The sequence below is a fragment of the Sphingobium chungangianum genome (assembly GCF_977014255.1).
Genome location: NZ_CDRNIV010000006.1, coordinates 264,573 through 290,881, shown reverse-complemented (window position 1 = coordinate 290,881; position 26,309 = coordinate 264,573). Strand labels below are relative to the sequence as shown.

The window sequence follows — 26,309 nt, the reverse complement described above, 5'->3', positions numbered from 1 at the left end:
CCTAGTGACGGACCATCAAGAGTTCGCTTTTCCAAAAGGGGTATGTTCGTGCGCCGACCGGCTTCGCTGATGCTGTTTTTCATGATGGGCGCATCGCCCGCTGCGCTGATGGCGCAGACTTCAGCCCAGGAGCCGCCTGCGCAGATGGACGAAGGCGACGAGATCATCGTCACCGGCCAGCCGCAGCGGGGCGCGGTGCTGGGCAATATCAAGCCTGAGCAGCAGCTTTCCTCCGCCGACATCCGCGCTCTGGGCGTCACCTCCATTTCGGAAATGATCACCGAATTGTCGGCACAGACGAACGGGACCCCGGTCGTGCTGCTGAACGGGAAGCGCATTTCCAGCTTTTCCGAAATCCAGGATATCCCGTCCGAGGCGGTGGCGCGCGTCGATATCCTGCCGGAACAGGTCGCCCTGTCCTATGGCTATGCACCAACGCAAAAGGTGGCGAACATCGTCCTGCGCCAGCGTTTTCGGGCGGAGCTGGCCGATCTGCGGGCGGCCACGACCACCGATGGCGGGCGAGAAAGCGGGTCGGCCGAGGCGGGCCTGCTGCGCATCCGGGGCGACAATCGCTTTACGTTGAACGTCAAATATAATGCCGCTGCTTCACTACTGGAAAGCGAACGCGGGATCGAACGGACGGCGATCAGTCCGGCGATGATCGACATCACCCGCTTTCGCACGTTGAGCCCGGCGACCGAGAGCGTGTCCGCGAACGCCACCTATGCGCGCGCGCTCGGCGGCGTATCGATGACCGTGAACGGCCGGGTGGAGCTGTCGGACAATGACTCGCTGCAAGGACTGTCTGCCGCCGCACTTGCCGCGCCGATCGGCAACGGGCCGCTCTATGCCGAATTTCTGCGGGACAACCGGCTCGATCAGCAGATTCGCGGAACGACCGGCCATCTGGGCCTGACCTTCAACGGGCTGCTCGGCAAGGGGTGGCAATGGTCCTTCACTGGCAATGGCGACCTGTCGGATACGCGCACGCGAACCGACCGATCGACATCGACCGACCGGGCGAGCGCGCGGTCGCAGGCGGTGACGGGCGACCTGCTCCTATCAGGCCCCGTCTTTGACCTGCCTGCGGGTGCCGTCACAAGCTCCGTCCGGGTGGGGGCGTCGGCCAATGGGTTTGAGGGCTGGTCGATCCGAAACGGGTTCGAACAGGACATCGACTATGACCGGCAGATCGCCAGCGGGCAGGTCACTCTGGACTTGCCGATCACCAGCAAGGCGAGAGGCGTGCTGGCCGCGGTTGGGGATATCGGCGTCAATGTGAATGCGGCGGTGCAAGAGCTTTCGGACTTCGGCACGCTCTCCACGCTTGGCTACGGCCTGCGCTGGCGGCCGATCCCGGCAGTGCAACTGCTGGTGTCCGCGAACCAGGACCGGGCCGCGCCGACGGGGAACCAGCTAAGCGATCCTGAAGTCAGGACGGAGAATGTACCCGTCTTTGATTATCAAAGCGGCCAGACAGTCTTCGTCACGCGGGTGACAGGGGGCAACGCCCAATTGAAGGAAAGCGTGCGCGACCAGTTCCGGCTTAGCGCAACGGTGAAGCCTTTCGACAAGCCCAATCTGACTTTGACGGCGACCTACCTCAACAGCCGGACGAGCAATCCGATCGCGGCATTCCCCGAGCCTACGCCAGCAATCTTGGATGCTTTCGAGGGCCGCTTCACTCGCGTTGGCGGTTTGCTGACCGAAATCGATGCGACGCCGATCAATTATCTGCGCTCGCAAAGCGAACAGCTGCGCTGGGGCTTCGACCTCTCCTTCCCGCTGAAGTCGCGCATCCAGAAGTTGGCAGAGGCCTGGCGCGCCGCCGGTGCAAAGCCTGAGGATCGGCCCAAGGAACTGCAGGATATGCGCGCACTGTTCGGCAATCGCGGCGGACGGGACGGAGAGCGTGGCGCGCAAGCGGGTCAGGATGGCGCTCCGCCGCCTCACGGACAGGAGGGCGGAGACCGACCGCGCGGCGAAGGCGGCTTTGGCGGCCCCGGAGGCGGCGGACGGCCAGGCGGCGGTTTTGGCGGGCCGGGCGGCATGGGTGGCGGACGTGGAGGCGGAGGCGGGCGCCTCAGCTTCAGCCTTTACCACACATGGCATTTTACCGAGAGCATCCTGATCGCACCGGGCGTGCCGGAACTCGATCTGTTGAATGGCGACGCGACAGGATCATCGGGCGGCCAGCCACGGCATGAGGTGGAGGCGCGCGTCGGCTACACCAACAATGGCCTTGGCGCGCGGCTGAGCGTCGATTGGGAAAGCGGCACCCATGTCGATGGCGCGCTGGGCGGTACTTCCCGGCTCAATTTCGGAAGTCTGGCGACCGCTAACCTGCGACTATTCGCCAATCTGGGGCAGATGCCGTCGCTTGTGAAGAATCATCCCTTTCTGCGCGGATCGCGGGTATCGATCGGGATCAACAACATCTTCAACACGCGCCGCGACGTGACGGACGCGACCGGAGGAACGCCGCTGCGTTACCAGCAGGGCTATCTCGATCCGCTGGGCCGCACGATCAGCATTTCCTTCCGCAAGCTGTTCTTCTGACTCTTGCCTAAAACTCTCCATTTTCCGTCCGTTATGACCTTTGAAAACAAGGGTCGGAGGAATGCATGGCAAAGCCGATACGGATCGTGGTGGTCGATGACTCGCTGACCATTCGCGCCATGATCGAGACGCTGCTGGAACGCGATTGCCGGTTCGATGTAGTGGGCATCGCCCGCAACGGCGAAGAGGCGATCGACCTCATCCGCATGGAAAAGCCCGATGTGGTGACGATGGACGTCGCCATGCCGGGCCGGGATGGGCTCAGCATCCTTGACGAGATCATGGACATCGATCCCTGCCCCGTCATCATGCTGTCCAGCCTGATGCGCGACGGAGCGCCGATCATGGCCGAAGCGCTCGACCGGGGTGCGGCCGCCTGCTTCAACAAGGCGATGATCGCTCGGGAAGCCGGACGCTTCATCGCACTGGTCAAAGATGTCGCGCGTGGCCTCGTTCAGGCCGAACAGGTAGCGATCGCCGCCTGAAACATCCGCCCCGTACAACAAAAGGAGCTGTCATCCGACAGCTCCTTTTTATGCGCTTTCGGGCGCCACCGCCCGAACCGGGTCAGGTCAGGATGCCAAGGAGCGAGGCAGAGCGCAGGCAGCGGCGATGTCGATGGCGCTGGTAAATTCAACGCCCATCCGATCCTCGCGCGACCAGCGAACCACAGCGCTCACATTCTGGCTGTCACTGAACTCGATCGACAGCTCGGTGCCCTGGGGCACATGCCACAGCCCCTCGATCATGGCACCGGTGGAGGAGATGTTGCGGATGCGCCCGGTATAGGCGTGACCATCGGCATGGACCGCGATCGTCCGCAGCATCGTCTTGCGCTCTGGGCGGCTGGACTGAAAACCCTCCACCAACGCCACCGTGCCATGTGCGCGATGCCGGGCCAGCACATCGCTGGCAACAAGCGGGCGGCCATAGACATAGCCTTGTATATGGCTGCACCCCAGATCGCGGATCAGCGCCAGTTCGTCCTGCGTCTCCGCGCCCTCCGCCGTGGTGTCCATGCCCAGCGCCTCGGCCAGACTGACGATCGCCTTGATGATCGCGCTGTTGCGGCTGCCGGTCATCACCGCGCCGCGCACAAAGCTCTGGTCGATCTTGATCTTGTCGAAGGGCGCCTTCTTCAAATAACCGAGCGAGGAGTATCCGGTGCCGAAATCGTCGAGCGCCAGACGGACGCCAATCCCCTTGAGCCGGGCGAACATCGAATCCGTTCCGTCATTGTCATTCAGGAACACGCTTTCGGTGATCTCCAACTCCAGCCGCTGGGGCGCGAGTTGGGAAGCGGCAAGCGCACTCATGACCGTCGCGGGCAATCCTGGATTGGCGAACTGGATCGGCGAGACATTGACGGCGACGCGAATATCTTCGTCCCAATCCGAAGCGTCGCGGCAGGCGGTGCGCAGTACCCAGTCACCGATCGGGCCGATAAGTCCTGTCTCCTCGGCGATGGGCACGAAAATGGTTGGCGAAATCTCGCCACGTACGGGATGGGTCCAGCGAAGCAGCGCTTCATAGCCGGTGACCCGCTCCGTCCTTGAAGACACGACCGGCTGGTAGACAAGGTGCAGCCCGTCCGAAGCCAGCGCGTGGCGAAGATCTTCCTCCAACTGACGGCGACCCTCTGCATCGGCATGCATTTCGGACGAATAGAAACGATGGACGCCCCGCCCGTCGCCTTTTGCAGCATAGAGCGCGAGATCAGCGTTGCGGATCAGCGCATCGGCCGTGTCGCCATCATGCGGGCAACAGGAAATCCCGATGGACACGCCGATGACGACCGCCTTCCCCTCAATCATATAAGGTTGCGAAAGCGTGTTGATGATCATCGTGGATAGTTGGGAAAGCAACGCACGATCATGTCTGCCGGGCAGCAGCACCTTGAATTCGTCACCGCCCTGCCGCCCTACAAGCCCGCGATCGCCCGCGACACGTTGAAGACGCTGGCTCACCTGCCGCAGCAGCGCGTCCCCGGCGGGGTGCCCGAGCGTATCGTTGACGGTCTTGAAGCGATCCAGGTCCAGCATCAGCAGCGCGCAATCGCCCGACTTGCCGGGGGAGCCAGCCAGGGCATCTTCCAGCGCCCGCAGCATCTGTACGCGATTGGCAAGGCCAGTCAGCGAATCGAACTGGGCAAGCCGCTTCACCTCCGCCTGGCTCCGGCGGATTTCGGTAAGGTCGGCGCCGCTCCCGCGGAAGCCGTGGAACTGGCCAAATTCGTTGAAAACCGGCTGGCCGGATATCGACCACCAGCGCTCGTCGCGGGTAGCCGCGGCTCGAACATGGATGTCCGAAAAGCCGGTGCGCGTCGATAAATGGAAGCCGAGCGTGCGCTCGCCCCCGCCACTTTGATGATCACCCGCAGAGACAATGTCGGTGATCAACTGGCCGACAAGTTCATCCTCCGCAATATCCAGTGTCCGCGCGAGCGTTTCGGAAAGATAGGTAAGGCAGCCTTGGCGGTCGGTTTCCCAGAACCAGCCCTGCCCCGATTGCTCATATTCCTGCAACAGGCGGTCGGATCGTTGCGCGCGCAGGTCCTGTTGATGTTGGGCGATTGCCCGTTCGAAATCAGACGTTGCCTGGCGCACCGCAGCGATCATCATGACCGCGATGCAACTTACCAACAAACCCAGTTGCGCAAAGCCCGCTTCCTGAAACGCTGAAACGATCAACGTGCCCAGAAAATAACTGACCCCCAGCAACCGCCGGTCGCCGAATATCGACACGGCGATCAACGCCATCGCGACTTCCGCCGCGAGAGATATCGACAACGGCCCTGCAAATTGCGCGGGTCCCAGCAGCATGCTGAAACTCATGCTCGACAGCAATACCATCGGCAACATCAGCCATTTCTGCACATGCGGCCGTAGATTCTGGAATCGTTCCGCGCGCGGAACGACGATCAGCATGCCGTCTATCAGCAACATCGCCAGGAATGTGAGGAAGTGGAGAATGTTGCCAAAGGTGAACAGCGGCACATGGAGCAGCGTGATGGTGCACAGCTTGCCCAGCAGCACCAGCGGCCAGAGGCGGGCGATATGGGCGAAGGCTCCGGATATCCAGAAGGCCGACGCTTGCGTCCCGCCCTCAGCCAGACCCAGCGCGACCGCAAGATCGGCGGGGCGATACGATGTATCGTTCAGCTTGGTGCGCGACGGGGCCATATGCCGTGCGTAACGCACAGATGTTGAAAGAAACTTACCCGACCGGCTGGCAAAGCGTGACGGGCGAGGGAACGCGCCTCCCGTCACGCCAATACTGCCTCAGTGTTCGGTCAACAGAGGCCGAGACAGACTGAGCAGGATGAGGCATGCGGTCCCGCAGAACCGTTCACCCCGTTCCCGACTAAACGCGCATCGGCATCAGGACATAGAGCGCAGGACTGCGATCATTTTCCCGAATGAGCGTCGGCGCTGCCGCGTCCGCAAGGTGTAGTTCCACCGTCTCGCTGTCGATCTGGCCCAGAATGTCGAGCAGATAGCGCGCGTTGAAGCCAATATCGAAGCCCTCGCCCTGAAACGCACCCGGCACTTCTTCGGCCGCCGTGCCGTTTTCGGGGCTGGTGACCGACAGGGTGATCTTGTCGCGATCGAGCGTCATCTTGACCGCCCGAGTCTTTTCCGTCGCGATCGTGGCGACGCGGTCCACGCCCTCCTCAAAGCTGCGCGGGTCGATCTTGAGCAGCTTGTCGTTCGCGGTGGGAATGACGCGGCTGTAATCGGGGAAAGTGCCGTCGATCAGCTTGCTGGTGAGGATCGCGCTGCCAAGGCCGAAGCGGATCTTGCTGGCGGACAGGGTGATCTGGACCGAGCCTTCAACCTCGTCCAGCAGCTTGCGCAGTTCGCCGATGCACTTGCGGGGGATGATGATGCCCGGCATGCCATCGGCGCCGTCGGGACGCGGCACGGTGACGCGAGCGAGGCGGTGCCCGTCGGTCGCCGCGGCCTTCAGGACCGGCTGACCATCATCCGACACGTGGAAATAAATACCGTTCAGATAATAGCGCGTCTCTTCGGTCGAGATGGCGAAGCGCGTCTTGTCGATGATTTGCTTCAGCGTCTCTGCGGGCAGTTCGAAGCTGGTCGGCAGATCGCCTTCCGCGATCACCGGGAAGTCGTCGCGCGGCAGGGTCGACAGGTTGAAGCGGGCGCGGCCCGCCTGGATCAGCATCTTGCCTTCCGCCGCTTGCAGCGACACCTGCGACCCTTCGGGCAGCTTGCGGGCGATGTCGAACAGGGTGTGGGCCGAAATGGTCGTCGCGCCGGGCTGTTCCACCTGCGCGGACACGCTTTCGACAATCTGGAGGTCGAGGTCGGTCGCCATAAGCTTGATCGCGCCATCGGCAGACGCTTCGATCAGCACGTTGGACAGGATCGGAATCGTATTGCGCCGCTCGACCACCGACTGGACGTGGCTGAGGCTCTTGAGGAGCGTGGCGCGTTCGATGGTGGCCTTCATGTCCCTGTTTGTCCGTTTCTTTTCTGCGCAAAGCCCGGATGCGGTCGAATCCGGGCGACAATGATGGATGATCCTTCATAACCACTGTTGCGGCGGCGGCAAGCACCTGCTGATCGTTTCGTGACGGCAAGGGTTGCAAAAGAGGACATGATGGGCTTTGCCAGCGTCATGAAGCACGTCTGGTTCCTGCTCCTGCTGATCGCGACGCCAGCATTCGCACGTGATTCTCTGGGGATGTTCGAGGCTTGGGGGGCGTTCCGTGACCCGGCGGCACCGCGTTGCTATGCCATCTCCAAACCCGTGAGCCGCGCTGGCAATGGTTTCGCCGCCGTTGGGAACTGGCCGCGCCAGCGCGTACGCGGACAGGTGCATTTCCGGCTGAGCCGGGTGCGGGCGGATGGTTCTCCCGTTATCCTGAATGTTGGGGAGAGGCGCTTCCCGCTGGTCGCGGGACAGGCGGATGCCTGGGCGCCCGACCCTCGCGCGGACGCGGCCATCATTGCGGCCATGCGATCGGCAGGCAGCATGAGCGTACAGACACGGGGCGCAAATGGACGCGGTTTCGCGGACACCTACACGCTGCGCGGCGCCGCAACAGCGATCGACGCGGCGGCTCTGGGCTGCGCACGGCTGCGGTGACAGGCGGGCGCTCGACGCTCCCTTTATAATTTTCGAAAAATCCGCTATGGGCGCTGCCATGCATTCATCCGCCAGCCCCTTGATGCCGATTCCCGGCGCTATCGACCCTGTGCCCGTCCCGCGCGCGGTGACGCCTCGCGAAGATGGGCGCACCGACCTGATGGGCCTGTCGCGCCCGCAGATCAAAAGCGCGCTGGAGGAAGCAGGGCTGGATGCCAAGCAGGCAAAGCTGCGGTCGAAGCAACTGTTCCACTGGCTCTATCATCGCGGCGAAACCGATTTCGATGCGATGACCGACCTTGCCAAGCCGATGCGCGGCTGGATGGCGGAACGCTTCATCGTCGGGCGCCCCGAGGTCGTCGAAGCGCAGGTATCGAGCGACGGCACCCGCAAATGGCTGCTCCGGTCGGACGATGGGCAGGATTATGAGATGGTGTTCATTCCGGACGCCGATCGCGGAACGCTCTGCGTTTCCAGCCAGGTGGGCTGCACGCTCAACTGCCGTTTCTGCCATACGGGCACGATGCGCCTCGTGCGCAACCTGACGCCGGGCGAGATCGTCGGGCAGGTCATGCTGGCCCGCGATGCGCTGGGCGAATGGCCCAAGGGCAGCATGGCGTCCGCCAACGATGACGAAGCGGACGATAGCTCGCAATATAGCCCCGATGGGCGGATGCTGACCAACATCGTGATGATGGGGATGGGCGAGCCGCTCTATAATTTCGACCATGTGCGCGACGCGCTGAAGGTTGTCATGGACGGCGACGGCCTCGCTCTGTCAAAGCGGCGGATCACGCTCTCCACCTCTGGCGTAGTGCCGATGATGGCGCGCGCGGGGGAAGAGATCGGCGTCAACCTTGCCGTGTCACTCCATGGCGTGACCAAGGATGTGCGTGACGAACTGGTGCCGCTCAACAAGAAATTCGGGATCGAACAGCTGCTGCAAGCCTGCGCCGACTATCCGAACGCGAATAATGCGCGCCGCATCACGTTCGAATATGTGATGATCAAGGACAAGAATGACAGCGATGAAGATGCGCGCGAACTGGTTCGCCTGCTGCGTCACTACAAGCTGCCTGCCAAGGTCAACCTGATCCCCTTCAACCCATGGCCGGGCACGGACTATGAATGTTCGACGCCCGAGCGGATCAAGCGCTTTTCCGAGATCGTGTTTGAAGGCGGCATCTCCGCCCCAGTGCGCACGCCGCGCGGACGGGACATCATGGCCGCCTGCGGGCAACTCAAGTCGGCGAGCGAGAAGAAGAGTCGGGCGGAACTGGACCGGCTGGCGGCGGAAAAGCAGGCAGCGCTGGGGTAAGCAGCGCCATCAGCGCGGCGTTTCTGGCTCACTGATCTTCTCTTCATCGCCCCGTTCATTCTCGGCGGGCTTCAATGGCGCCATGACCCAGAAGGTCAGCAGGGTAAGGCCGGTAAGCACCACCGCGACATCATATTTTGCAAGCCCGGCTGCAAGCCCGATCGCACCCGTGATCCAAAGGCTGGCTGCCGTTGCGGTGCCCCTGACCGAATGTTTCTGTTGCAGGATCGCACCACCGCCCAGAAATCCGATGCCCGCGATCACGCCTTCCAACACCCGGGCAAGCGCCGCCGGGTCCTGCGCCATCATTCCTTCCACCGTCTGGACAAAGCCACAGCTCGCGACGGCGACCAGCGGAAAGGTGCGCAGGCCAGCGCTGCGTTCCGCTCGCTCCCGGTTCCAGCCGATAGGCAGAGCCAGACAGTAGGCGATGACGATAGGGACCAGATGCGGCAGCACCGAAAAATTGTCGCTCATCCACCCGAAACGCACAAAGATGAATTCGGATGCGCAACGATGCAGTTAGCTGTTGCCGGGCGCTTCCAGCAGGCCGGGAATCAGCGGCAGCAATTCGCGCGCCAGAAATCCGACAGGCCCCATGGTGCGGGCGAGTTCGCGCCCTGCCTGGCCGTGCAACCAGCTGCCCCAGGCAGCCGCCCGCAGCGGGTCTGCGCCGCGCGCCGCCAAACCGCCGACGATCCCCGCCAGCACATCGCCCGAACCGCCGGTGGCCAGGCCGACGCAACCGCCCTCATGCAACAGGCAGGCGCCGTCCGGAGCCGCGACCACGCTGCGGTCGCCCTTCAGGATGACCACCGCCTGAAATTCCGCCGCCACTTGCAGCGCAATCTTCACGGGATCGGCCGACACGGCCTCGACGCTTTGCCCGGTCAGGATAGCCATCTCGCCATGATGAGGCGTCAGGATGATATGTCCCTCATGCCCGGCGACGGTGGATCGCAACTCGCGTGCGGATGTCAGCGCCGCCGCGTCGAGGACGATGGTGACCGGCGGATCAGTGGCGGCCAATATGGCCGCGACCAGTTCATCCGTCTGGGAACTCACGCTCATGCCCGGCCCCAGAACCAGCGCGTCACAGCGGGCGAGCTGCGGCGCCAGACGCTCAGCTGCTCCGGCGGCGATCTCGCCATTCTCCTCCGCAGGCAGCGCCGTCATCGCGGCTTCGGGAACCAGCACGCCCAGCGACATGGCGGCAGAACGGACAGTCGCCATCTGCAACTTGCCAGCACCTGCCCGCAGTGCCGCCTCGCCCGTCAGGCGCAGCGCACCGGGCACGAATTCCGCGCCACCGACGACCAACACACGACCCCGCCCATCCTTGTCGGAGTCATGGTCGGGAATCGGGAGGGGGTGCGTCCGCAACCATGCGCTATCGAGAGTCTCTGGCGTCATCCCCGTGCTCCGGCGATGGCATCGGGTTCGCGTGTGACAGGGGTTTCCTCTTCCTCCATCGGCGCGGTCACATTGTAACGGCGCAGTACCAGCCCGCCATTGCGCCCGTGGGAAGGGTCATAAACATAGTCGCTGATCGCGCAGTTCGCGACATCGCCAGCCCGGTCGATCGCCAGTATTTCCGCTTCATTCAATCCCTCGATGATATAGCGAAGGCACAACACCACGACCTGATGCGTGAAGATCATCACGCGTCGCCCGGCATAGTGCAGCGATATGGTATCCATCACCGATCGGAGCCGCAGGATGACGTCGCACCAGCTCTCTCCGCCCGGCGGCCGGTGATAGAATTTTCCGAGCATCTGGCGGAATTCATACTGGTCGGCCTCCAGATTGCGGATGCCCGTCGTCGTCAGCCCGTCCAAAATGCCGAATTCCTTTTCGCGCAGTCGCTCATCGAAGCAGATCGGTTCCTCGGCGGCGGCTCCGCCAACCTCGCGGAAAATCTGCGCGGTCTGAAACGCCCGCAGATAGGGGGACGACAACAGAACCTCCGGCCTTTGATCTTCCTCCTCGCTGCCGAACCAATGGCCTAGCGCCTGCGCCTGCTCACGGCCCAATCCACTTAACGGAACGTCCGCATCCCGCACGGACAAGGCTATGCGATCGGACTGGGCTTCGGTGGCGGCGTCGCGCGCCACATTTCCGGCGCTCTGGCCATGACGTACGATGATGAGCTGGCTCGGCCAATGAAGTGACGCCACGAGTCCTGCTGCCTTCCATGCCGGTTGCTAAGGCATGAAGAACGGCCGCGTCGCCGCTTTGATCCCGGCGGAACGCGGCTTATGATGAAGGCTGCGCTTGGAAAATGGTGACCCCTACGGGAATCGAACCCGTGTTTCAGCCGTGAAAGGGCCGCGTCCTAACCGCTAGACGAAGGGGCCACATGCAGAACCGCTTGGGCGGCGCTGCGAAGCGAGGGCGGCTTTAGGGGGGAGCTTGCGGCGGTCAACCCCTTTGGGGCAGGAAAACGACCACTTCTTTCAATCGACCCAGGCGGCGTCTTCCAGATGCAGTTCAGCGGCGGGCCGGCTGCCCCAATCGTCTATCTTTGCACGGCCCGCGACCCACAGGCGGCGGTCGCGCGGTGCGCCAAGGATAGCTTGCCCCAACTCGCTCTCCGCCTGGCGGAAGGCGATGGTCTTGATGGAGCGGCCATCGTCCCCCGCCATGACGGCGCGCAGATGACCATTGCCGACGACATCGGCCTTGATGACGCGCATCGGTCCAGCCGCGATGAGCGGGGATGGCCAGCCAGCGCCATAGGGGCCGCCTGCCTCGATCGCGGCCACGAAGTCCGGATTGACGCCCGCGGGGGCAAGCACGGCGTCGATCAGCAATGCTCGATCATCGCGGGCGCGGGCGACGGCGGGGGCAAGCCTTTCGTCCAGAAAATCAGCCAGCGCATCCAGCTTGTCAGCCGCGACGGTCAGCCCTGCCGCCATGGCGTGGCCGCCACCAGCAACCAGCAAGCCGCTATCCTTGGCCGCCAGCACGGCCGCGCCAAGATCAACGCCGGAGATCGAACGGCCGGAGCCCTTGCCCGTACCCGCATCATCAATCGCCACGACGATCGCGGGACGTCCCGCCTTCTCCTTGATGCGCCCGGCGACGATGCCGATCACGCCCGGATGCCAGCCAGCTCCGGCTATGAGCGCCACGGCCCGGTTGCCCTGCGCCGCCAGCAGTTCCTCCGCCTCGACCTGTACCGCCGCCTCGATCACGCGACGTTCCTCGTTGAACTGGTCCAACTCGGCAGCGATGCTCGCGGCCTCGATCGGGTCTTCCGTCGTCAGCAGGCGCACGCCCAGATCAGCCTTGCCTACCCGCCCGCCAGCATTGATGCGGGGGCCGAGCGCAAATCCCAGATCATGGCATAATGGCGCACGGCTAAGGCGGCTCGCGTCGATCAGCGCGGAGATGCCGATGTTGCGGCGCTTTGCCATGACCTTGAGGCCCTGTGCGACAAAGGCGCGATTAAGCCCCTTGAGCTGTGCCACGTCCGCCACGGTGCCGAGCGCCACGATGTCGAGCAATTCCATTAGGGCAGGCTCGGCCCGTTGTGCGAACCATCCCCGCTTGCGCAACACGCGGATAAGCGCGGCGCCCAAGAGAAATGCGACCCCCACCGCCGCCAGATGTCCATGAGCGGCCGCTTCCTCCACCTCATCCAGACGGTTGGGATTGACCAGCGCGAACGCCTCGGGAAGCGCGGCGGCGCATTTATGGTGATCGACCACCACGACATCGACGCCCACAGCCTTCGCCATGGCCAACGCCTCGAACGCCTGCGCGCCGCAATCGACGGTGACGATCAGCGTTGCCCCCTCCCCGGCCAGCCGCACCAGCGCTTCGCCAGACGGCCCATAGCCTTCCATCAGCCGATCCGGGATGTAGGGCCGGGCGGGCAGGCCAAGATCGCGCAGCAGGCGGATCAGCAAGGCCGCGCTGGTTGCGCCGTCCACGTCATAATCGCCGAAGATGCGGACATGCTCGCCTCCCTGCACCGCGTCCGCCAGCCGTTCGGCAGCGCTGTCCATGTCGCGGAACAGGCTGGGATCGGGCATGAAGTGTCGGATGGTCGGATTACGATGCGCTTCCACGGCTTCGCGCGGACAGCCACGGGCCAGCAGCAACTGTGTAACCAAGTCGTCGGGCAGATAGCCCGGCTCGCGCGCATCCGCGCCTGCGCCTCGCCAGCGCCACGGTTGTCCAAGGATAGAGCGGGATACATTCAGCGCTATGGTCATTTCTGATCCCTAAACCGGGCCGACGCCCGAGGGAAGCGGTTCACGGCCGACGGCGGAACCGAAACAACGCCTTGCGCGTATTCGTCTTCCCCGCGTGCACGGCGGACGGAAAGGGGCAGCTGAATTTACATGGGTTTCAGGCAGGCGAAACGCGCCCGGCGTGCCTTGGGCGTTCTGATGATCGCTGCGTCACCCCTGTCGCTGCAAGCCCAGACATCTGCTGGTACGGTTGCTGCCGGGCAGGAGCCGCCGATCCTGCCCGACGAGGAATTTGAAGCGCGGTTGCCCAAAGCTGGCGAAAGTGACCCCGCCAACCCTTCCGCTCCGCTGCCGTCGATAGACAGCTGGATCGATCAGCAAATGCCGCAGGCCACCGCGCCTGCCGAACTGCCGCCCGTCACCGAACCCCCAGCGGAAGCGGAACTGGTACAACCCCTGCCCCCGCTCGACAGCGTAACCGTGCCGCCTCAGGTGGCAAGCGACAGCCCGCACGAAAAGACGCCCGAGATCCGCTATGCCGTTGAGATCGAAGGCTTTAGCAAGACCGGCCTTGAAGGTGAGTTCCGGGGCGAGTCAGCACTGGTCGATGGCAAAGGGCGCGCCGAAACCGCCGCCATGGTGCAGGCGCGCGCGCATGAGGATGAAGCGCTCGCCGTGCGGCTGCTCTATTCGCAGGGCTATTACGACGCGACCGCCCTCGCCTCGCTCGACCAGACGGGCGATGGCACGCTGAAGGCAGTGTTGTCCGTCACTCCGGGCAAGCGGTACAAGATCGGCGACATCGTCATCAACGCTGGACCAACGGTGCCGCCGGGCCTCGTTCGCGATAACCTGCCGCTCAAGACCGGCGATTATATCATCGCCGCCAATGTCGAAAGCGCGGAGGCCAATGTCGGGGTGAAGCTGCCCGAAAATGGCTACCCCTTCGCCAAGGTCGGGGAACGGGACATATTGCTCGATCCGGCGACCATCACGGGCGACTACACCCTGCCTGTCGATGTCGGCCCGCGCGGATCGTTCCGGGGCATCACCACCTCGGGCCGCAAGCAGGCCTTCAACGCTGACCATATGAAGGTCATCAGCCGCTTCAAGCCCGGCGAACTATATGACAGCCGCAAGGTAGATGACCTGCGCCGCGCCCTCGTCGCGACGGGCCTCTTCTCCAGTGTCGCGGTCGATCCGGTGCGCACGAACGAGCCCGGCCCCAATGGCACCGAATATGTCGACCTGCATGTCGATCAGGAGGCGGGTCCGCCCCGCACGCTGGCGGGCGAGCTTGGCTATGGCACGGGGCAAGGCTTCCGCGCCGAAGGCACATGGACACACCGCAACCTCTTCCCGCCAGAAGGCGCGGTGATCGCGAAGGTGATCGCGGGTACGCAGGAACAGGGCGTCTCCGGCACCTTCCGCCGCTCCAACGCGGGGAAGCGGGACAAGACCTTCCAGGCTGGCGCCCTGCTCAACCACCAAAATTATGATGCCTATGAAGCCTTTACGGCGGGCCTCAACATCAGCTGGTCGCGCCAGTCGACGCCGATCTTCCAGAAACGCTGGACCTACACTTATGGCGCCGAAATCCTGCTGTCGAACGAGCAGACGACGGTCGATCCCGCCACGGCGGAAAAGCAGCGGCTGACCTATTTCATCGGCTCGCTGCCGGTCCAGCTTGGCTATGACCGGTCGAACGATCTGCTCAATCCGACCAGGGGTTTCCGCGCCAATCTGCGCCTGTCGCCCGAAGCATCGTTGCAGGGCAATCTGTCACCCTATGTCCGCGGGACATTCGACCTTAGCGGCTATTATCCCGTTTCCGATGCGCTGGTGATCGCGGCTCGGACCCGGCTCGGCACGATCAGCGGCGCTGCCCGCGACCAGATCGCACCCTCCCGCCGCGTCTATGCAGGCGGCGGCGGATCGGTGCGCGGCTTTGGCTATCAGGAATTGGGACCAAAGGACGTCAATGACGATCCGGTCGGCGGCCGATCCGTCAACGAGTTCGCCGTCGAAGGTCGCTACCGCTTCGGCAATTATGGCGTGGTCGCCTTCGTCGATGCGGGACAGGTCTATGAAAGCGCCATCCCGAAATTCTCCGACATTCGCTATGGCGTAGGCTTGGGCGGCCGCTTCTATACCGACTTCGGCCCCTTCCGGGCGGACATCGCGATGCCGATTAACCGGCAGCCCGGCGAGTCCAAATTCACCCTCTATATCGGCATTGGACAGGCATTCTGATGGCCGAAGACCCGCCTCCACCCGCTCCCAAAAGCCAGACGATCATTGTCCGCCAAGGACGGCCGCTATGGCAAAAGATCGTGCTGGGTGTCACCGCCCTGATCCTTGGCCTCGTCGTGCTAGGCGCTGGATTGCTGCTTTTCCTGAACACCCAGCCGGGCAAGAAATTCCTGATCCGCCAGATCGCGGCGCTGAAGCTGGAATCCGGCATGGCGATCGAGGTCGGCCGTATCGAGGGATCGGTCTACAGCGACATGGTCATCCACGATCTTGTCCTGCGTGATCCCAAAGGGCCTTTCGCCGTATCCCCGCGTGTCCATGTCGTGTGGAGCCCCTTCCGCTACCTCAACAATCATATTTCCGTGCGGCTGCTGGAAAGCCCGCTGGTCGTGCTAGCCCGCAGCCCGCAGTTCAACGTCACGAAAAGCGACCCCAACGCGCCAATCCTGCCCGACCTCGACATCGATGTCGATCGGCTGAAGATCGCCAGGTTCGTGCTGGCAAAGCCGGTTATCGGCCAGAAGCGCGAGATCGCCATCGACGGCGTGACCCACATCGCCGATGGCCGCGCGCAGCTTAGCGCCAATGCCGTCGTGGACAGCGGCGACCGGCTCCAGGCCTCGATTGACGCCGTACCCGCACAGAACCGTCTCGCCATGGAGGGCACGCTGACCGCTCCAAAGGGTGGCGTCATCGCAAAGATGAGCGGGCTTACCGATGGCCTCACCGCAACGCTCGACGGACGCGGCACATGGCAGGCATGGAACGGCCGGATCGTCGCCAACTCCCCTAAGGGCGAGCTTGCGAACATCGCCCTCGCCGCGCGCGACGGCAACTTCACGGCCAAGGGTCCGGTGCGGCCGGGCCTCGTCTTTGCCGGAACCGTGGACCGGCTGACCGCACCCGCCCTTGATGTCGATCTCTTCGCCGGTCTCAACGAGCGGCGCGTGAACGTGAAGGGCACGCTGCGCTCCACCGCCCTTGCCGCCACAGCACAGGGCCTCGTCGACCTCGGCAAGAGCCGGTTCAGCGGCCTCAAGATCGACGCCGCGCTCCTGACGCCCGGCGCGATCATGGAAAAGGTGCGCGGCAAGGATGTGCGCGCTTCAATCATCCTCGACGGCCCAATGGCGACGCCCTTCATAGATTATGATCTGAGCGCCGCGATGCTCGCCTTCGACCAGACCGGGATCGAGGGGCTAAAGGTCAGCGGCCGGGCAGTGATCAACGCCGATCGCATCCGCATTCCCGTCAATGCGACTGCGCGGCGCGTGACCGGCCTCAATGCCGCAGCGGGCGGACTGCTTCAGAATCTGCGGGTCAAGGGCGACTTCGCCTATGCCGCGGGCAAGCTGATCAGCGACAATCTGAAGATCGACAGCGACCGTGTAGACGCCACCGCCATCGTCCTCGCCGACCTCGACAACGCCATCTACCGGGGCGCGCTCAAGGGGCGCGTTAACGATTACAAGATCGACGGCGTCGGCATCGTCAACCTCAACACCGATGTGAAGCTGGTGCCCGGACCCAAGGGCGGCTGGGGCCTCGCTGGCAAGTTCGGCGTCCGGACGGCACGGTGGGAAAACGCCTCCGTACGCGATTTCCTGGGCGGCAATGCCGTCGCCTCGGGCCGCATCGGCATGACGCCGGAAGGCAAATTCACCCTTGCGGACCTGAAGGGCGCGGCACCCAATTTCCGCATCCATTCCGGATCGGGCAGCTACGACACCAATGGCGCCATCACCTTCGACGCCTCCGCCACGTCGAACCAATATGGCCCGCTGGCGCTCAGCGTGCGCGGAACAATGGAGAGGCCTCAAGCGGTCCTGCGCGCCGCCCGGCCCAATGTCGGCGTGCAGCTCTCCAATGTCGTCGCAAAACTGAATGGCGAGGCTGGCGGCTACCGGCTGGAGGCAACCGGCGGCTCCGCCTATGGCCCCTTCTTCGCCAATGTGCTGATCCGCACGGCGCGCGGCCCGCTCACCATAGATATCACACGGGCACGTTTCGCAGGCGTCGACATGAACGGCCGCCTCCAGCAGACCGCAGCCGGACCTTTCGCCGGTCAGCTCGCCATGAACGGGTCTGGCATCAATGGCGCTGCCCGGCTTTCAGCGGTGGGCAAGGCGCAAAGCATCGCCATCAGTGCAACCGCCAGCAACGCCAAACTGCCCGGCGAAGCTGATGTAGTGATCGGCCGAGCGATCGCGACGGCGGACATCCTGCTCACCGACCAGCCGCGTATCATCGCCGATATCCAGATGGCGAACGCCGCCTATGGCGACTATGTCGTGCGAAAAAGCCGCGCCCGGATCAATTATCGAGGCGGACGTGGACGCGCGCAACTGGTGGCCGACGGATCGACGGGCGTGCCCTTCTCAATCGCGGTCAATGCGGCGCTCCGCCCCAACCTCTACGCCGTCGCGCTGGAAGGCAAGGCAAGCAACATCCCCTTCCGCTTCGCCCAACCCGCAATCATCCGCATCGAACCGCAGGGCTATCGGCTGGAACCGGCGACGCTCGTCCTGCCTCAAGGTAGGGTCGATCTCGCCGGACGCTTCGGCAACCAGACCGCTCTCCAGGCGCGGTTCAAGGATTTCGATCTCGCCATCATGAACATCGCCAGCCCCGGCCTTGGCATCAGCGGCAAGGCGACCGGCGCGATCGACTTCAACCAGAGCCGCAACGCCTTCCCCAACGCCACGACGCGCTTAGCAATCAGTGATTTCCGCCGCTCCAGCCTGTCCGCCGTCTCCGATCCGGTCTCCATGGCGATCGAAGGCCGCCTCTCGAACCGCGGCGGCGACCTGCGCGGACTCATCCGGCGCGGCAACGCGCCATTAGGGCGCTTCATCGCCACCCTCGCGCCTCCCGGCTCTGGATCAAGCTGGACAGAGCAGCTCCAATCCGCCCCCCTCGGCGGCGGCATACGCTATGCCGGGCCTGCCGACGTGCTCTTCTCCTTCGCGGGGCTCGCTGACCAGCAACTGACCGGCCCCATCGCCGTCGCAGCAGATTTCAGCGGCCGCCTCACCGCGCCGCGCCTTAACGGCCTCGTCCGCGCCAACGCGCTGACCTACGAGAATGAAACATTCGGCACGCGCCTGACACAAATGCGTCTCGATGGCCGCTTCACCAACGACCGGCTGGAGATACGCGACTTTTCCGGCCGCGCTGGCGACGGCACCGTGCAGGCGAGCGGCTCGGTCGGTCTCGCGGCCGAAAGCGGCTACCCCATGAACATCGCCGTCAAGCTGGACCGCGCCCGCATCGCGCGCAGCGAAGCGATCACCAGCGTCGTCACCGGCACGATCAACGTAACGAACAGCGCGGCAGACGGCGGACTGATCAAGGGCGACCTGTCGCTTCCCGAAACCCGATACCGCATCGCCTGGCAGGGCGGCGCCGACATCCGCCAGCTTCAGGGCGTTCGGCGTAAGGGCGAGGGCACCGACCTGCTCGACCAGCGCGTCGCGGCCCGGCAGGCAGCGGCAAAGCCCGCCGACTGGAAGCTCGACATCCGCGTGCGCGCCGACAATGAAATCTACCTGACCGGCATGGGTCTCGATTCCGAATGGAAGACCAACATGCGCGTCACCGGCACGACAAAGGCCCCGCGCGTCGTCGGCAAGATCGAGGTGATCCGCGGCCGCTACAGCTTCTCCGGCCATCAGTTCGACCTTGAACAGGGGATCATCACCTTCAACGGGCCGATGATGAACCCCGTGCTGGCGATCCGCGCCGAAACTCGAATCAATACTGTGGCAGCAGGCATCGCCGTCGGCGGCACGGCGCAGAAGCCGAACATCAGCTTCATTTCGACACCCACCCTGCCGCAGGACGAGATATTGGCACGCATCCTGTTCGGCGACAATGTCGCGAACCTGTCCGCGACGCAGGCGATCCAGCTTGCCGCTGCGCTCAACGGCCTGCGCGGCGGTGGCGGCGGCCTCAACCCGATGGGCAAGTTGCAGAATGCCTCAGGGGTCGACCGCATCGGCATCGTCAGCGGCGACAAGGAAACGGGGCGCGGCGCATCGCTGGCTGTGGGCCAGCACATCTCCAACAATATCTATGTGGAGGTGATCACCGATCCCAAGGGCTTCACCGCCACTCAGCTGGAAATCTCCCTGTCAAAGACGCTCAGCCTGCTGTCGAAGACCGGCACCAACGCCGGATCATCAGCGAACCTGCGCTATTCGAAGGATTATTGAAGCCGCTCGGCGCGGTAGCGGGCGATCAGCCCTTCATATTCATCCATGCCGGGGAAGCGTTCAAAGCTGACCACCGCCCCGGTCTGCGCCCAAGGCAACTTCTCCGCCGTCTGCGTCTCCATCCACGGCGCGAACCAGATGGCATCGTCCAGCATGGTTGCCCGCACATTGACGAAGCCCATGTCGGCGGCGGGCTTGGTAAAGACCCAGCTCTTGCACCAGTCGCAATGATGATGGTGCACGTCTTCGCCATGCAGCCCACCGATCACAGTCTCTCCCGCAATCAGTTCAAAGCCGCCCGAAGGCATGATGATCGTGGTGGAAAAGGCGCTGCCGGTCATCTTCTGGCACCCGGTACAATGACAAGCCGCCTCACCCCAAGGCGCTTCGCTCAACCGGAAACGCACACGCCCGCACCGACAACCGCCTTCGATGGGGAGATTGGGAATGGACATGGGATTCTCCTTGGCTTCGGGATGAAAGTTTATCCTCCCCATCGACAGATGGGGAGGGGGACCAGCCGCAGGCTGGTGGAGGGGAGCGCCCGTAGGCGCCGGAGGTCATGCCAGTTCCCCTCCACCACCGCTGCGCGGCGGTCCCCCTCTCCACGCTCTGCGCAGGGAGGATTTTGCTCTTATCCTCACCCTCAATGAAAGTCCCGAGACCTCGGTAATATCCGCACATTGCGCGGATGGCTGGACGTCCGGGGATGCTGAGGATGCACAAACTCATCCGCCCGCGACAAGGCGATCTGTGGCCTATGCGTATCCGACAGGCGCGATAGCTCCGCGGTGCGATCATGCACCCGGCTCGCCATCAGGTGGACGACGCCTTCCTTGCTCCGTTGCACCTCACCTTCGACCAGCATCAGCCGCGACGCCATGACCGGTCGCCGTTGCATTTCGAACAGGCGCGCCCAGAGCAGGATGTTGGTGACGCCCGTCTCATCTTCTATCGTGATGAAAACCGCATTGCCCTTACCCGGTCGCTGCCGCACCAGCACCACGCCCGCCGTCCGCACCTTCGTCCCGTTTTTCGCGGCCGATGTTTCCGCACAGCTGAGCACCCCCTCGGCTGCGAAGACCGGCCGCAGGAACTGCATCGGATGGCCTTTGAGCGACAGGCGCGTTATCTGGTAATCGGCCGCGACCTGTTCGGCGAGCGGCATGGCAGGCAGCATCGCGTCCGGTTCCTGCCCCAATTCTCCCGCCGCCTTCTGGTCCCGTTTGCGGGCAGCGGCGAACAACGGCAGTTCATTGGACGGCGTGCGCCGCGCTTCCCACAGCGCCGCCCGCCGGTCCTGCCCGAGCGACCGGCAAGCGTCCGCATCCGCCAGTAAGCGAAGCGCCCGCGCAGGCAACCCAGCCCGCCGCGCCAGATCCTCCAGGCTGGTAAATAGGCCCCCCTCCCGCGTCTCCACCATCTGCGCAGCCCAAATCTCGCGAAAACCATCAATCTGGCGAAAGCCCAGCCGCAGTGCCAACGCCCGTCCCTCTCCCTCTCCCCGCCGCGCATTGCGCGACTGCAGCAGCGGTTCGAGCGCATTGTCCCACCCGCTCATATTCACATCCACATCATGCACGGCAACGCCATGCTCCCGCGCATCCCGCACGATCTGCGCCGGGGCATAAAAGCCCATCGGCTGGGAATTGAGCAACGCGCATGCGAACACGGCGGGCTGATGGCATTTGATCCACGCCGACACATAGACCAGCCGCGCAAAGGACAGAGCATGACTTTCGGGAAAGCCATAGCTGCCGAACCCCTCGATCTGGCTATAGCAGCGCTCGGCGAAATCGCGTTCATAACCGCGCCGTACCATGCCGCCGATCATCTTTTCCTTGAACTTGTCCATGCCCCCCACTTGCCGGAAAGTCGCCATCGACCGCCGCAGCTGGTTAGCCTCCGATGGCGTAAATTCAGCAGCGACGATGGCGAGCTTCATCGCCTGTTCCTGGAACAGGGGGACGCCGTAGGTTTTGCCTAGCAGCAACTTAAGTTCGTCGTAGGACCCATATGCAGGATCGGGCGCGGGAAATTCCACCGCCTCTTCCCCACATCTCCGCCGCAGATAGGGATGCACCATGTCGCCTTCGATCGGCCCAGGCCGCACGATCGCCACTTGCACCGTCAGGTCATAAATGGATCGGGGGCGCAAACGCGGCAGCATGTTGATCTGCGCCCGGCTTTCCACTTGGAACACGCCGATGCTGTCGCCCTTTTCCAGCATGTCATAAACGGCCGGGTCGTCTGATTTAAGGTCAATATTCAGATCATGATCGCCCAGCCTATGGAGCCTCATCAGATCATAAGCCTTGCGGATGCAACTCAACATGCCCAGCGCCAGAATGTCGACCTTCATCAATCCCAGCGCATCAATGTCATCCTTGTCCCATTCGATGAAACTGCGATCCGCCATCGCCGCATGATGAAGCGGCACGGTTTCATCGAGCCGGTTCTGGGTCAGCACGAAACCGCCGACATGCTGCGACAGATGCCGGGGAAAAGGTGCGTCAAGCAATTGATCCACCACTGCCCGCAACCGCACGATCTGCGGATTGTGAAGGTCAAAGCCCGCCTCGGTTATCCGCGCTTCAGGAAAATCGCCCGAATAGCTGCCCCATACCGTACTCGACAGGCGCGCCACCACATCTTCGCTAAGCCCCAATACCTTGGCCGCCTCCCTTACAGCGCTGCGTGATCGGTAATGGATAACGGTCGCGGCGATCCCGGCACGATGGCGGCCATAGCGATCGTAGATATATTGCATCACCTCTTCGCGCCGCTCATGCTCGAAATCGACGTCGATATCCGGTGGCTCGTCCCGCTCTTCCGACACGAAGCGGGAAAAGAGCAGTTCATGCCGTTCCGGATCGACCGAAGTGACTCCCAGCAAAAAACAGACCATGGAATTGGCTGCCGATCCACGCCCTTGGCATAATATGCCCTTCATTCTGGCAAAGGCGACGATGTCGTAAACCGTCAAGAAATAATAAGCATAATTGCGCTCGCGAATAAGCTCGAACTCGTCATCCAGCAACTTGCGCACCTTGGCCGGAATATGCGGGCCATAGCGCGCATGGGCGGCCGATACGGTCAGTTCCTCCAGCCATTGCTGCGCCGTCCAACCTTCGGGCACAGGCTCATGGGGGTATTCATAGGATAGCTGATCCAGCCTGAAACGCACTTTGCCAAGCAAGCGCATGCTTTCGGCCAGAGCTTCAGGGCAGTCGCGAAACAACCGCGCCATCTCCTCGGGCGCATGCATGTGCCGCTCGGCATTGGCCTCCAGCAAACGTCCAGCCTTGCCGATCGTCACGCCTTCGCGGATGCAGCTTAGCACATCCTGCAAGGGCCGCTCGTCAGGCTTGGCATACAGCACGTCCATGGTCGCGATCAGCGGCACGCCGGTGCGTGCGCTAAGCCACTTGAAGCCCGCGATCCGGCGCGCGTCCCGGCCATCCCGGCATAGCGCCGCACCCAGCCAGATCCGGCCTGGCGCCAATCGGGCCAGCCGCCGAAGATAGGATTTAAGATCGGCAGGACGCGGCGGCGGCACCAGGCTCAAATGCCCTTGCCGGATCGCCTCCTTGGAGGGCCTGTCGTCATACTCATACTCCACCGGCTTTCGATGGGCCGCCTGCTTTGTGGCGGTGGAGGACGGCAGGACGATCAACAGCAGATCATCGAGATAGGCGGTCAGATCCTCATAGGTGAGGATGCAGTTGCCCTTCATCGATCGCAAATTACCCACCGTCAGCAGCTTGGTCAGTTCCCCCCAGCCACGCCGGGTCGAGGGATATGCGACGATGTCCGGAGTGCCATCGGAAAAGACCAGTCGTGCGCCGACAACAAGTTTGAGGTCGGTTTGGCACGATTGCTCCTCTTCCTCAGTCAGTTCCAGCGGCTGCCCAGCCTCCTTCTTTGCTTCCAGCAAGCGGGTCCGCGCCTTTTCGGGGGCGCGCTTGAGCGCAGACCATGCCCGCACCACGCCCGCGACCGTGTTGCGGTCGGCGATTCCCAGTCCTTTTAGGCCGAGGTCGATCGCCTGCCCCACCATGTCCGAGGCATGGGACGCGCCTCGCAGGAAGGAAAAGTTGGTGGCGGCCACCAACTCTGCAAAAGCGGACCCAGCCCTGCGCGGCGGAGGAGGTCGTGCTTCCTTTATCCGCGCGCTTTCCCGCACCGCTTCCACCGCATCCAATTCCCGCCGATCCATCGACTTGGGCTTGGACGGATCAGGCCCCTTGCCGCGCTTCATGCGAACAGGCCGTGGATGTACCAGCCGGGATGCCGCGCCTCCGTGCCGTAAAGGCCATGGCGGAAAATCCAGTAGCGGCGGCCGCGCGCATCCTCGATCCGGTAATAGTCGCGCGTCATGCCTGTGCTTTCGCCCGCCAGCGCACCGTCCTTCGCCTTCCACCATTCGGGCGCGATGCGCTCCGGCCCTTCATAGCGGGTCACTTCATGCGCGCTGCGTCGCCAGCGGAAATGATGGGGCGGGCCGTCTGGCACCTCCGCCACCACCTCGATCGGCTGGGGTGGGTCGAACAGATGAATGGGGCGCATCGGCGGGTCGCCGGGTTCTCCCTGGCGCGGCCAACTGGACGGGGTGCGGCTTTCGATCGCAGGCAGCGCAAGCTGCGCCTGCTCGGGAATATGGCTGTCCCGCGGCTCCAGACGCTGGATGCGGTTGCGGCCAGCGCGGACGGACAACCGGTCGACCAGTGCAGCCACCGCCTCCTCGCGCTTTGCCTCGCCCCCTTCCAGCGCCAGTTGGGTCGCGGCCATCGGTTCGGTCCGCGGCACGGTAAGGCGCAACATGTCGAAGCCAAATCCAGGGTCCAGCGGATCGGACAGGCTGTCGATCCGCTCCTGCACCAACCGCATGATCGCGGGCGCATCGCGCACCGGCAGGCCGGTTTCCACCCGCAGCGGAAAGGCGAGGCCATCGGTGCGGAAGAACAACAGCTCGAACCGCCGCCCGCCCTCGCCCCGCTCGGTCAGCCGCTCGCCCGCTTCGGCCGCCATCTCCTCAACCCGTTGCAGCGCATAGGCGGTGCTGCCTACAGGCTCGGCGAAACGGCGCTCGATCCGCAGGACAGGGCGCGGGCGGCGGGGGCTAAGCGGCCGATGCCCCAGACCCAGCAGGCGATGGAGCGCATCCACCGCCTCCTCGCCAAAGCGCGCGGCCAGTGCCGCGGCTGGACGGGCGGCAAGATCGCCGATGGTGCGCAGCCCCGCGCGCCGCAACGCCACCCCGCTCTCCTGCTCCAGCTCCAGCGCCTCGACCGGCAGGCGACGCAAAGCAGCCTCCTCATCAGGCGCTGGCCCTGCGGAAAAACGGCACAGCGCATGCGCGCCTTCCGGCGTGCCCGCTATCGCATGGCGCACCTCCATGCCGTGCCGATCGAACCGGTCCACCGTTTCGCGCGCCAGGGCTTCCTCCCCGCCCCACAGATGTGCACAGCCGGTGATGTCCAGCATCAGCCCATGCGGCGGATCGATCGCAGCCGCAGGCGTATAGCGCGCGCACCCATCGCACAGCCGCTCCAGCCAATCCTGATCAGCATGATGATCCGCTTCGAAGCTGACAAGATCGGGCTCTTGCGCCCGTGCATCGGCCAGCGTCATGCCCGCGTTCAGGCCCAGAGCCAGTGCATCGGCATCCGGTGTCACAAGACGCATGGCCCCGCGCACAGCCTCCACGATGACGACCGGCCCGGCACCGGCCTGCGCTTGCCACAGGTCAGGCCGCGCGATGCGCAGCCGATCGACCGGCAGGAAGGGGAACCACAGCGCCAGGTAGCGCCGCCCCCTCAGCGCGTCCTCCGCTTGCCCATCCATGCTCATGGCGTTCATCGCACTCTTTTCCAAAATCTCCCCGCTCGGCATTCCACACCATCCGCCATGTCATGCCGTCTGCCCCCGAACGGCGGCGCAACAGGTGGAGTGAAAAGGCGCTCATGCCCGGCGCATTGCCCGGCAACGGCACGGATGGCGCAGCCTCCACCCGCCACCGTGTCTCCGCCGCGCTCGGAACCGGATCGCCGCCGATCCGCAGCACGAAGGCGGTAACCCCCGACGTCTCCGCCGCCAGCGCCAGGCGGCGGCTTGCCGTCAGGTCCAGCAGCGGCGCGCGCCCGCGCAGTTCGATGACCAGCGCGCCCAGCGCCGGGCATCGCAACGCATCGACCGCCGCGCGCAGCAGCAGCGCCTCATCCTTCATCACGCCGATCAGCAAATGGGCTGGATCTATTCCAAGCGCGGAGAGCCCCGGGCCATAAGGTTGTCCCGCCGTTCCATCTGGAAGGCGCAACCAGAACAGAGGAGCCTCACGCGCCGCAAGATGGGCAAGGATCAGGGAAAGACCGGCAGTGGCGCCCTCATCTTCAGCATTTCCGAACAATTCATGCACCCGACCTCTGGCAAGGCCACCCTGCAATGCCTGATCAAAAGCCGCATGCCCGGTCGTGATACGCGCATCTGCTTTGACGGCCGGAATCCCTTCCAGTGATGCAATGTGCCGCCTGAGGGCTGCAAGCCTGTTCACCGAATCCACCATAGAATGTTCTCTATATGTTCTTTTCGACGATAGCGCATCCCCTGTCAATCAACTTGGCTGCCATCAGAAAAAAGGGAGGA

Annotated in this window: 16 protein-coding genes and 1 tRNA gene; 6 read left to right on the top strand and 11 right to left on the bottom strand. The window is 63.8% G+C overall.

Going from position 1 to position 26,309, the window contains the following annotated elements:
- Window positions 1–42: 42 nt before the first annotated feature.
- Both ACWNC0_RS08280 and ACWNC0_RS08275 read left to right on the top strand, forming a co-directional pair.
- The gene (locus ACWNC0_RS08280) at window positions 43–2,562 is read left to right on the top strand and encodes a TonB-dependent receptor (RefSeq protein WP_449470864.1); all 2,520 of its coding nucleotides are present in this window, start codon (window positions 43–45) and stop codon (window positions 2,560–2,562) included.
- Between the two features lie 65 nt (window positions 2,563–2,627).
- Entirely contained in the window at window positions 2,628–3,047 is a 420-nt protein-coding gene (locus tag ACWNC0_RS08275) for a response regulator (protein ID WP_449470863.1), read from the top strand.
- 87 nt (window positions 3,048–3,134) lie between these two features.
- Here ACWNC0_RS08275 and ACWNC0_RS08270 read toward each other — a convergent pair whose 3' ends face one another.
- Together ACWNC0_RS08270 and dnaN are read right to left on the bottom strand one after the other, a co-directional pair.
- Complete coding sequence (locus ACWNC0_RS08270) at window positions 3,135–5,744, bottom strand: EAL domain-containing protein (protein ID WP_449470861.1); 2,610 nt, start codon at window positions 5,742–5,744, stop codon at window positions 3,135–3,137.
- Window positions 5,745–5,925: 181 nt separating this feature from the next.
- Complete coding sequence (gene dnaN / locus ACWNC0_RS08265) at window positions 5,926–7,038, bottom strand: DNA polymerase III subunit beta (RefSeq protein WP_449470860.1); 1,113 nt, start codon at window positions 7,036–7,038, stop codon at window positions 5,926–5,928.
- A 150-nt stretch (window positions 7,039–7,188) separates the two neighbouring features.
- On the opposite strand from dnaN, the gene ACWNC0_RS08260 reads away from it, so the two are divergent.
- Together ACWNC0_RS08260 and rlmN are read left to right on the top strand one after the other, a co-directional pair.
- Window positions 7,189–7,677 (top strand): hypothetical protein, encoded by a 489-nt coding sequence (locus tag ACWNC0_RS08260; protein ID WP_449474575.1) that lies wholly within the window; start codon window positions 7,189–7,191, stop codon window positions 7,675–7,677.
- A gap of 58 nt (window positions 7,678–7,735) precedes the next feature.
- A complete protein-coding gene (rlmN, locus tag ACWNC0_RS08255) occupies window positions 7,736–8,995 on the top strand; it encodes a 23S rRNA (adenine(2503)-C(2))-methyltransferase RlmN (RefSeq protein ID WP_449470859.1) in 1,260 nt (419 codons plus the stop codon).
- A 9-nt stretch (window positions 8,996–9,004) separates the two neighbouring features.
- Here rlmN and ACWNC0_RS08250 read toward each other — a convergent pair whose 3' ends face one another.
- From ACWNC0_RS08250 to recJ, 5 genes are all read right to left on the bottom strand, one after another.
- Window positions 9,005–9,472: an MgtC/SapB family protein gene (locus tag ACWNC0_RS08250; protein WP_449470858.1), complete on the bottom strand. Its 468-nt coding sequence runs from the start codon at window positions 9,470–9,472 to the stop codon at window positions 9,005–9,007.
- A gap of 45 nt (window positions 9,473–9,517) precedes the next feature.
- Window positions 9,518–10,408, bottom strand: coding sequence for an NAD(P)H-hydrate dehydratase (locus ACWNC0_RS08245; protein WP_449470856.1), 891 nt, complete (start codon window positions 10,406–10,408; stop codon window positions 9,518–9,520).
- On the bottom strand, window positions 10,405–11,172 hold the full coding sequence (locus tag ACWNC0_RS08240; RefSeq protein WP_449470854.1) for a histidine phosphatase family protein: 768 nt from the start codon (window positions 11,170–11,172) through the stop codon (window positions 10,405–10,407). The genes ACWNC0_RS08245 and ACWNC0_RS08240 overlap by 4 nt, the downstream gene beginning before the upstream one ends.
- A gap of 105 nt (window positions 11,173–11,277) precedes the next feature.
- Window positions 11,278–11,352: transfer RNA gene (locus ACWNC0_RS08235), tRNA-Glu, on the bottom strand.
- 99 nt (window positions 11,353–11,451) lie between these two features.
- Window positions 11,452–13,218: a single-stranded-DNA-specific exonuclease RecJ gene (gene recJ, locus ACWNC0_RS08230; RefSeq protein ID WP_449470852.1), complete on the bottom strand. Its 1,767-nt coding sequence runs from the start codon at window positions 13,216–13,218 to the stop codon at window positions 11,452–11,454.
- A 129-nt stretch (window positions 13,219–13,347) separates the two neighbouring features.
- Between recJ and ACWNC0_RS08225 the strand changes: the two genes are divergently transcribed.
- Window positions 13,348–15,450 (top strand): BamA/TamA family outer membrane protein, encoded by a 2,103-nt coding sequence (locus tag ACWNC0_RS08225; protein ID WP_449470850.1) that lies wholly within the window; start codon window positions 13,348–13,350, stop codon window positions 15,448–15,450.
- On the top strand, window positions 15,450–19,664 hold the full coding sequence (locus ACWNC0_RS08220; RefSeq protein ID WP_449470848.1) for a translocation/assembly module TamB domain-containing protein: 4,215 nt from the start codon (window positions 15,450–15,452) through the stop codon (window positions 19,662–19,664). Before ACWNC0_RS08225 ends, ACWNC0_RS08220 begins: the two co-directional genes overlap by 1 nt.
- Here ACWNC0_RS08220 and ACWNC0_RS08215 read toward each other — a convergent pair.
- The 4 genes from ACWNC0_RS08215 to ACWNC0_RS08200 all read right to left on the bottom strand — a co-directional run bounded on the left by ACWNC0_RS08215 (window position 19,658) and on the right by ACWNC0_RS08200 (window position 26,229).
- A complete protein-coding gene (locus tag ACWNC0_RS08215; protein WP_449470847.1) occupies window positions 19,658–20,119 on the bottom strand; it encodes a GFA family protein in 462 nt (153 codons plus the stop codon). The genes ACWNC0_RS08220 and ACWNC0_RS08215 overlap by 7 nt on opposite strands.
- A 191-nt stretch (window positions 20,120–20,310) precedes the next feature.
- Window positions 20,311–23,925 (bottom strand): error-prone DNA polymerase, encoded by a 3,615-nt coding sequence (locus ACWNC0_RS08210; protein WP_449470846.1) that lies wholly within the window; start codon window positions 23,923–23,925, stop codon window positions 20,311–20,313.
- The gene (locus tag ACWNC0_RS08205) at window positions 23,922–25,517 is read right to left on the bottom strand and encodes a Y-family DNA polymerase (protein WP_449474574.1); all 1,596 of its coding nucleotides are present in this window, start codon (window positions 25,515–25,517) and stop codon (window positions 23,922–23,924) included. Before ACWNC0_RS08205 ends, ACWNC0_RS08210 begins: the two co-directional genes overlap by 4 nt.
- A complete protein-coding gene (locus ACWNC0_RS08200; RefSeq protein WP_449470844.1) occupies window positions 25,414–26,229 on the bottom strand; it encodes an ImuA family protein in 816 nt (271 codons plus the stop codon). Before ACWNC0_RS08200 ends, ACWNC0_RS08205 begins: the two co-directional genes overlap by 104 nt.
- Window positions 26,230–26,309: the final 80 nt, after the last annotated feature.

Coding starts and splice junctions, on each gene's coding strand:
- ACWNC0_RS08210 (WP_449470846.1), bottom strand. CDS start 23,925: ATGAAGCGCGGCAAGGGGCCTGATCCGTCCAAGCCCAAGTCGATGGAT.
- ACWNC0_RS08225 (WP_449470850.1), top strand. CDS start 13,348: ATGGGTTTCAGGCAGGCGAAACGCGCCCGGCGTGCCTTGGGCGTTCTG.
- ACWNC0_RS08245 (WP_449470856.1), bottom strand. CDS start 10,408: ATGACGCCAGAGACTCTCGATAGCGCATGGTTGCGGACGCACCCCCTC.
- ACWNC0_RS08250 (WP_449470858.1), bottom strand. CDS start 9,472: ATGAGCGACAATTTTTCGGTGCTGCCGCATCTGGTCCCTATCGTCATC.
- dnaN (WP_449470860.1), bottom strand. CDS start 7,038: ATGAAGGCCACCATCGAACGCGCCACGCTCCTCAAGAGCCTCAGCCAC.
- ACWNC0_RS08270 (WP_449470861.1), bottom strand. CDS start 5,744: ATGGCCCCGTCGCGCACCAAGCTGAACGATACATCGTATCGCCCCGCC.
- recJ (WP_449470852.1), bottom strand. CDS start 13,218: ATGACCATAGCGCTGAATGTATCCCGCTCTATCCTTGGACAACCGTGG.
- ACWNC0_RS08215 (WP_449470847.1), bottom strand. CDS start 20,119: ATGTCCATTCCCAATCTCCCCATCGAAGGCGGTTGTCGGTGCGGGCGT.
- ACWNC0_RS08275 (WP_449470863.1), top strand. CDS start 2,628: ATGGCAAAGCCGATACGGATCGTGGTGGTCGATGACTCGCTGACCATT.
- ACWNC0_RS08205 (WP_449474574.1), bottom strand. CDS start 25,517: ATGAGCATGGATGGGCAAGCGGAGGACGCGCTGAGGGGGCGGCGCTAC.
- ACWNC0_RS08200 (WP_449470844.1), bottom strand. CDS start 26,229: ATGGTGGATTCGGTGAACAGGCTTGCAGCCCTCAGGCGGCACATTGCA.
- ACWNC0_RS08260 (WP_449474575.1), top strand. CDS start 7,189: ATGGGCTTTGCCAGCGTCATGAAGCACGTCTGGTTCCTGCTCCTGCTG.
- rlmN (WP_449470859.1), top strand. CDS start 7,736: ATGCATTCATCCGCCAGCCCCTTGATGCCGATTCCCGGCGCTATCGAC.
- ACWNC0_RS08280 (WP_449470864.1), top strand. CDS start 43: ATGTTCGTGCGCCGACCGGCTTCGCTGATGCTGTTTTTCATGATGGGC.
- ACWNC0_RS08220 (WP_449470848.1), top strand. CDS start 15,450: ATGGCCGAAGACCCGCCTCCACCCGCTCCCAAAAGCCAGACGATCATT.